This window comes from Polaromonas sp. C04 (genome assembly GCF_002002705.1).
Classification (GTDB): domain Bacteria; phylum Pseudomonadota; class Gammaproteobacteria; order Burkholderiales; family Burkholderiaceae_C; genus Rhodoferax_A.
In genome coordinates this window covers 212,327-219,971 of the sequence record NZ_MUNS01000025.1, presented here as the reverse complement: position 1 = coordinate 219,971, position 7,645 = coordinate 212,327, and the positions used below count along the sequence as shown (strand labels likewise).

Sequence of the window (7,645 nt, the reverse complement as noted above, 5' to 3'; positions counted from 1 at the left end):
CGCACGAGACGGCGATGACTTCCGTGGCAATGCCTTTTTCTTTCAAGCGCACGGCCTCTTCGACGGCGATCTCGTCAAAGGGGTTCATGCTCATCTTCACGTTGGCGATGTCCACGCCAGTGCCGTCCGACTTGACGCGCACCTTGACGTTGTAATCGACCACGCGCTTGACTGCTACCAGGACCTTCATGATTGCGGCTCCATTGAGTTATTGAATAGACGTTGGTGTAACCCTGTCGATTCTATGCGGCGAAGCATCAACGCCACGCGACGACGCGAGGCCTGTGCTCGGGGCTACAAACAAAACCGAACGACCGTGCTTTTATTATAAATACTCCACGCCCCTGGATTCGAGCCCGACCCCGAGCCGTGCGCCCGCCTGCCGACAATTGCCCGACCAGTCGGTTGGCTAATTCGGGTAAGTCATGACGTGTGCAAGCCTGCAACGCTCTTATAGTTGGGACCAGCAAATTCAGAGATTGGAAAAACCCATGTTCAAGAAGCTCCTGCTGGCATCTGCCTTCGGCCTGTCGATCCTGCCTCTCGCGGCAAACGCCCAGATCAAGGTCGGCGTCACCATCTCCACCACCGGGCCGGCGGCCTCGCTGGGGATCCCCGAAAAGATGGCTTTTGCCATCATGCCAAAGGAAATCGCCGGCAAAAAGATCGAATACATCGTGCTCGATGACGCCTCCGATCCGGTGGCGGCCGTCAAGAACAGCCGCAAGTTCGTCTCCGAAGACAAGGTCGACATCATCATGGGCTCGTCCACGACGCCCGCCAGCCTGGCAATGATCGACGTGGCTGCCGATTCGCAGACGCCCATGATTTCCATCGCGTCGTCGATCAGCATCGTCGACCCGGTGGATGCCAAGCGCTTCTGGGTGTTCAAGACGCCGCAGACCGACGCCATCATGATGACGGCCATGACCGCCCACATGGCCGACCATGGCATCAAGACGGTGGGGCTCATCGGCTTCAACGATGCCTACGGCGAAGGCGTGATGAGCGTGTTCAACACGCTGGCGGGCCCGCGAAAACTCAACGTGGTGGCGCAGGAGCGCTATTCGCGCACCGACACCAGCGTGATCGGCCAGGTCCTCAAGCTCATGGCGGCCAACCCCGACGCGATCATGATCGCCGCCTCCGGCACGCCCGCCGCATTGCCCGCCAGGACCCTCAAGGAGCGCGGCTACAAGGGCAAGATCTACTTCACGGACGGCGTCATCAATGAAGACTTCCTGCGCGTCGGTGGCAAGGACGTCGAAGGCGCGTACCTGCCGGCGGGCCCGTTTGTGGTGGCCACGCAATTGCCCGACAGCAACCCGATCAAGAAAGTCTCACTCGAGTTCATGAAGCTGTACGACGCCGCCTATCCGCGCGACCCGGCCAACTCGTTCTCGGCCCACGCCTGGAACACTTACCTGATCCTCAAAAACGCCGTCCCCATCGCCCTCAAGACGGCACAGCCGGGCACCAAGGAGTTCCGCCGCGCACTGCGCGATGCGATCGAGAACACCACGAATCTGGTCACGACGCACGGCATCATGAACATGAGCAAGACGGACCACATGGGGTTCGACCAGCGCTCGCGCGTGATGGTACAGATCCAGAACGGAAAGTGGAAACTCGTCAACTAAAGTCCCCTCCCGCCTTGTTCTGTCAGGCGTTGCCCGTAAGCGCAACGCCTTTTTTCTTGTGTAAATCCCGATGGACGCTTCAATTGCCCTGATTCTGGCGCAGGATGGCATCACGACCGGTGCCGTCTATGCGCTGCTGGCCGTGGGCCTGGTGCTGGTATTTGCCGTGACCCGGGTGATCTTCATCCCGCAGGGCGAGATGGTGACCTACGGCGCGCTCACCATGGCCACGCTGCAGGCCGGCAACTTTCCAGCCGTCGTCTGGTTGTTGCTGGTCATGGGCTTGGCCGTATTCATCAAGGACGTGTGGAGCCGGCTGCGCCCCGGCGCACTGCCCGATACCGGCCACATGCTGAGAAACTCCATCCTCATCAACCTGGTGTGGCCAGCCGGCGTCTACCTGCTGACAAAATTCATCACGCCGCAAACGCTGTCGTTGCCCGCACAGGTGGCGCTCACGCTGGCGATCGTCGCACCGCTGGCACCGATGTGGTACCGGCTCGCGTTCGAGCCTCTGGCCCATGCCAGTGTGCTGGTGCTGCTGATCGTCGCGGTGGCGGTGCACTTCGTGATGCTCGGGCTCGGGCTGGTGATGTTCGGCGCCGAAGGCGCGCGCTCCATGTCGTTCTCGGATTTGCGCTTTGACCTGGGCCCACTGAGCCTGACCGGACAAGGACTTTCGGTGATCGTCGCCTCGGTGCTAATCATGGCGGCGCTGTCGCTGTTTTTCAGCGCGACAGTCGCCGGCAAGGCCTTACGCGCCACGGCCGTGAATCGCCTTGGCGCGCGCCTGGTCGGCATCGAAGTGGCGCACTCGGGCCAGTTGGCCTTTCTGCTGGCGGGCTTGATCGGTGCGTTCTCCGGCGTCCTGATCGGCCCGGTCACCACGCTGTATTACGACTCCGGCTTCGTGATCGGCCTGAAGGGCTTTGTCGGCGCCATCATCGGCGGCATGGTCAGTTACCCGATCGCCGCAGGCGGCGCGTTGCTGGTGGGCCTGCTCGAGGCTTACGCCTCATTCTGGGCCAGCGCCTACAAGGAGGTGCTGGTGTTCGCCCTCATCGTGCCGGTGCTGGCCTGGCGCTCCTTCAGCAGCCACACGCTGCTCGACGAGGAGGAAGAATAATGGCCGGGCCGACGCCGTCCCGCCAGCGCCTGGGCCAGGCCGGCATCGTGCTGTGGCTGGCGGTCATGGTCGCGATGGCGATCCTGCCGGTGCCCGAGTACTGGATCACGCTGGCCAACTACATCGGCATGTACAGCTTGGTGGCGCTGGGGCTGGTGTTGCTCACCGGCATTGCGGGCATGACCTCGTTCGGGCAGGCCGCGTTCGTCGGGCTGGGCGCCTATGCCAGCGCCGTGCTGACCACCAGCTATGGCGCATCACCCTGGATCGGGCTGGTTGCGGGCGTGGCCGTCACGGTGCTGGCCGCAGCGGCGCTGGGCGCGATCACCATGCGCCTGTCGGGCCACTACCTGCCGCTGTGCACGCTGGCCTGGGGCCTGAGCATTTACTATCTGTTCGGCAACCTGGATGTGCTGAAAAAGTTCGACGGCATCACCGGCATTCCGCCGATCAGCATCTTCGGCTTCGACCTGCGCAGCGGCCGGCACATTTATCTGCTGATCTGGCTGATCGTCGCGCTGTCCATCATGGCCACGCTGAACCTGCTCGATTCCCGCTCGGGGCGGGCCATTCGTGCGCTCAAAGGAGGCGTCGTGATGGCCGAATCGTGCGGCGTCAACACCACGCGCACCAAGATGCTGGCGTTCGTGCTCGCCGCCGTGCTGGCCGGGCTCTCAGGCTGGCTCTATGCGCATCTGCAGCGCGCCGTGAATCCGACGCCGTTCGGATTGAATGCCGGCATCGGCTACCTGTTCATGGCCGTGGTCGGCGGGGCTGGCTATGTATGGGGCGCACTCGTGGGCGCTGCACTCATGACCTTGCTGAGCGACTGGCTGCAGGGCGTGCTGCCGGGGCTGCTTGGGCAAAGTGGCAATTTCGAAGTGATCGTCACGGGCCTGTTGATGATTCTTTTGTTGCAACGCGCGCCGGCCGGCCTGTGGCCCCTGATGGTGCGCGCGGTATTGTGGCCGCTGGGGCGCCGCACCGGGGGCGCTGCAGCGCCCAGTGAAATGACCCCGGCCGCCGGCCTGCGCGCAATCAGCCACGCGCGCGCCCTGACACAGCGCGAAAAGCCGGCGCACGGCAGCCCCGTGCTCGATGTGCGGCTGGCGCGCAAGACCTTCGGCGGCCTGGTGGCCGTCAACGATGTGAGCTTCACGCTGGCCGCGGGCGAGATTGTCGGGCTGATCGGGCCCAACGGTGCCGGCAAAAGCACCATGTTCAACCTGGTCAGCGGCGTGCTGCCCCTGAGTGCCGGCGAGGTGTACTTCATGGGAGAGCGGGTCGATGGCCGGCCCTCGCGCTGGATGGCCAGGGCCGGCATGGCGCGCACCTTCCAGCATGTACGGTTGATGCCCGCGATGAGCGCCATCGAGAACGTCGCCATCGGCGCGCATCTGCGCGGCGCCAGGGGTGCATTGGCAGGCGCGCTGCGACTGAATCGGGTAGAAGAGGCCAGCCTGTTCGCACAGGCACGCACCGAGCTGGAACGGGTCGGCCTGGGCAGTCACGGCCTGCGCGAGGCCGGCAGCCTGGCGCTGGGCCAGCAGCGCCTGCTGGAGATTGCGCGGGCGCTGGCGTCCGACCCGGTACTGCTGCTGCTGGACGAGCCCGCCGCCGGGCTGCGCCACCAGGAAAAACAGGCGCTGGCCGCGGTGCTGCGCCAGCTGCGCAGCGAAGGTGTCAGCGTGCTGCTGGTCGAACACGACATGGATTTCGTCATGGGACTGGTCGATCGCCTGGTGGTGATGGACTTCGGCAGCCGCATCGCCGAAGGTGCTCCGCAAGACGTGCGGCAGGACCCGGCCGTGATCGAAGCCTATCTGGGAGGGGTCGAATGAACGCGCCCGCGACCCCGCATCCGCCGGCTCCCGTTCTGGCGGTGCGCAATTTCTCGGTCGACTACGGCAAGGTCCGCGCGCTGCACGACGCCTCGCTGCAGGTCGCTGCGGGCAGCATCGTGACCGTGATCGGCCCCAACGGCGCCGGTAAATCCACCCTGCTCAACGCCGTGATGGGCGTGCTGCCCGCCAGCGGCGAGGTGCATTTTCTGGGTCAGCGCGAGCGCGGCTCGATCGAGATGCGCGTGGCGCACGGCCTGAGCCTGGTGCCGGAAAAGCGCGAACTGTTCGCCACCATGACGGTGGAAGACAACCTGCTGCTGGGCGCCAAGGTCCGGCTCGATTGGCGCGGCCGCGGCGCCGAGGCGACCCAGGCCGAGGTGTACCGCCTGTTCCCCCGCCTGGCCGAGCGCCGCAAGCAACTGGCGGGCACGCTGTCGGGCGGTGAACGCCAGATGCTCGCAATCGGCCGCGCGCTCATGGCCAAACCCAAGGTCCTGATGCTCGATGAGCCCAGCCTGGGATTGGCGCCGCTGGTGGTGCGGGAAATTTTCCACATCATCTCGGGACTCAGGCAAAGCGGCGTCGGCATTCTGCTGGTCGAACAGAATGCGCGCGCGGCCCTGCAGGTGGCCGACTACGGCTATGTGCTGGAGACCGGCCGCATCACGCTCGAAGGCCCGGCGGGCGAGCTGATGCACGATGCGCGTGTGGCCGCCACCTACCTGGGCCTCGGCAAGACCTGAAGACCTTGACGCCGCACCTCAGGTTGGCTTGACGTGAACCACCCGCTGCGGGTACGGAATGTCGATGTGGTGCTCGCGCAGCGAGCGCAGGATCGCCAGATTGATCTGCGAGCGCAGGCCGAGCTGGCCGTTCTCGGGGTCTGAAATCCAGAAGCCCACCGTGAACTCCAGGCCGTCGGCGCCGAACGCCGACAGCGCCGCGGCGGGCGCGGGATCGCGCAGCACGCGCGGGCATCGGGCTGCGGCATCGACCAGCAGGCGCATCACCAGATCCACGTCACTCTCGTAGCCGACCGATACCACCGTGGACAGCCACACCCGTGTATCGGCCAGCGAGAGGTTTTCCACCCGCTGGGCCGTCATCATCGCGTTGGGCACGATGGACTCGCGACCGGAAGTCGAGCGGATCAGGGTGTAGCGGGCATTGATGTTGGTGATGCGGCCCTCAAAGGTATCGACGCGCACGTTGTCGCCAATGCGCACGCTGCGCTCGGCCAGGATGACAAAGCCGCTGACATAGTTGGCCGCCAGCTGCTGCAGGCCCAGGCCGATGCCCACGCCGATCGCGCCGCCCAGCACCGAGAGTGTCGTGAGGTCGATGCCGACGGCCGACAAGGCCACCAGCAACCCGACAAACATCAACAGCGCGCGGATCGCATTGCTGATGGCAATGCGCACGGACAGCTCACTGCCCGTCGCCTTGCGCAGCAGACGGCCCTCGATGGCCGCCGAGATCCACAGCGTGACCAGCAGCACCGCTCCCGCGGTCAACGCGCCCGCGATCATCGTCGTGACCGAAATCCGGCTGCCCCCCACTTTCCAGGTGATCTGGTCCAGCTCATCAATCACCAGCGGCAGCAGACCGCTGACCCACAGCACCATGGCGATCCAGGCCAGCCACGAGATGGTCCGCTCCAGCGCACGCACGAGGGGCGCCGCCTTGAAGGCAACCTGCAAGACCTTGACACCGAGCCGGATCGTCGCCAGCGACACCAGAACCGGAAGCGCGATCCGGAACACCGCCATCGGGATCCGGTGTGCCAATGCCTCCCGCGCCACATAGCCGGCACACAACAACAGCAGCGGAAACATCACGCCGTCAATGATCCTGCGACCAAACCAGATGGAGTTGGGGTCCGGCACTCCCGCAGACCGCCGCGCCAGCCAGACCAGTCCCCAGGCCAGCACGACGCAGCCGGCCAGCACCGCCAGCTCGGTCAGCGCCGTCGGTTGCGTCAGCGCGACAAACCAGTCGTGAAGGTCGTCAATCTGCGGCGGTGCAGCCATTACGCCTGCCATGCAAGCTCCTCCCGGTCAAACGTCGGCCAGCACACGCAGGTGCGCTTCCACGCTGCGCGCCAATGCACTCAGGTTATAGCCACCCTCCAGGCAGGAGACGATGCGGCCTTTGGCATGGCGCCGGGCCATCTCCTTGATGCGCCAGGTGATCCAGGCGTAGTCCTGCTCGGTCAGGCCGAGCTGGCCCATGTCGTCCTCGCGGTGCGCATCGAAACCGGCACTCATGAAAATCATCTCGGGCTTGAAGGCGTCCAGGCGCGGCAGCCAGACGATGTCGATCAACTCGCGGATGGCCATGCCGCGCGTGTAGGCCGGCACCGGCACATTCACCATGTTGTCGGCCGGGAATTCGGTGCCGGTATATGGGTAAAACGGGTGTTGAAAGAAACCCACCATCAGCACCCGGTCGTCGCCGCTCAGGATGTCCTCGGTGCCGTTGCCATGGTGCACGTCGAAGTCCACGATCGCGACGCGCTTCAGGCCATGCCGCTCCAGCGCATATTTGGCGCCGATGGCCACGTTGTTGAAAAAGCAGAAGCCCATGGCCTTGTTGCGGCCCGCATGGTGCCCGGGCGGGCGTATCGCGCAAAACGCGTTTTCCAGTTCGCCCGCCACCACCGCGTCGGTCGCCGCCAGTACCGCCCCGACCGCATGCAGCGCCGCATCCCAGGTGTGCTCGTTCATGGCGGTGTCCGGGTCCACCTGGGCATAGGCGGGACCGCCGGCCAGAATTTCTTCCTTGAGCCCGTCGGAGAGGCCGCGCAAGGACGCCACATACATGCGGTCGTGCGCCAGTTCGATGTCGGACAGCGAGGCCTCTGGTGCCTCGCGCAGATCCAGCGCATCACGCACGCCCGTGATCAGCAGCCGGTCCGCAATGGCGTCAAGGCGCTCGGGGCATTCGGGGTGGCCCGGCCCCATTTCATGCTTGCGGCACTCGGGGTGGGTGAAATAGCCTGTCTTGTTCACGGCGTCGGCCTTTGTCTCGAATTT

6 protein-coding genes and 1 pseudogene are annotated in these 7,645 nt (G+C 64.9%); 4 read left to right on the top strand and 3 right to left on the bottom strand.

Annotated elements, in window-relative coordinates; translation table 11 throughout:
• Positions 1 to 190 (bottom strand): annotated as a pseudogene (locus B0E49_RS07365) (electron transfer flavoprotein subunit beta/FixA family protein); the annotation flags it as partial.
• 301 nt (positions 191 to 491) lie between these two features.
• Between B0E49_RS07365 and B0E49_RS07360 the strand changes: the two are divergent.
• From B0E49_RS07360 to B0E49_RS07345, 4 genes are all read left to right on the top strand, one after another.
• Positions 492 to 1,640, top strand: a complete 1,149-nt coding sequence (locus tag B0E49_RS07360) for an ABC transporter substrate-binding protein (protein ID WP_077561529.1) — start codon at positions 492 to 494, stop codon at positions 1,638 to 1,640.
• A 70-nt stretch (positions 1,641 to 1,710) separates the two neighbouring features.
• Positions 1,711 to 2,766, top strand: a complete 1,056-nt coding sequence (locus tag B0E49_RS07355) for a branched-chain amino acid ABC transporter permease (RefSeq protein ID WP_077561528.1) — start codon at positions 1,711 to 1,713, stop codon at positions 2,764 to 2,766.
• On the top strand, positions 2,766 to 4,607 hold the full coding sequence (locus tag B0E49_RS07350; RefSeq protein ID WP_077561527.1) for a branched-chain amino acid ABC transporter ATP-binding protein/permease: 1,842 nt from the start codon (positions 2,766 to 2,768) through the stop codon (positions 4,605 to 4,607). The genes B0E49_RS07355 and B0E49_RS07350 overlap by 1 nt, the downstream gene beginning before the upstream one ends.
• Positions 4,604 to 5,353: an ABC transporter ATP-binding protein gene (locus B0E49_RS07345; protein WP_077561526.1), complete on the top strand. Its 750-nt coding sequence runs from the start codon at positions 4,604 to 4,606 to the stop codon at positions 5,351 to 5,353. Before B0E49_RS07350 ends, B0E49_RS07345 begins: the two co-directional genes overlap by 4 nt.
• Before the next feature lie 18 nt (positions 5,354 to 5,371).
• Here B0E49_RS07345 and B0E49_RS07340 read toward each other — a convergent pair whose 3' ends face one another.
• Both B0E49_RS07340 and B0E49_RS07335 read right to left on the bottom strand, forming a co-directional pair.
• Positions 5,372 to 6,652, bottom strand: a complete 1,281-nt coding sequence (locus B0E49_RS07340) for a mechanosensitive ion channel family protein (RefSeq protein ID WP_077561525.1) — start codon at positions 6,650 to 6,652, stop codon at positions 5,372 to 5,374.
• Positions 6,653 to 6,667: 15 nt separating this feature from the next.
• Entirely contained in the window at positions 6,668 to 7,621 is a 954-nt protein-coding gene (locus tag B0E49_RS07335) for a histone deacetylase family protein (RefSeq protein ID WP_077561524.1), read from the bottom strand.
• Positions 7,622 to 7,645 lie beyond the last annotated feature (24 nt).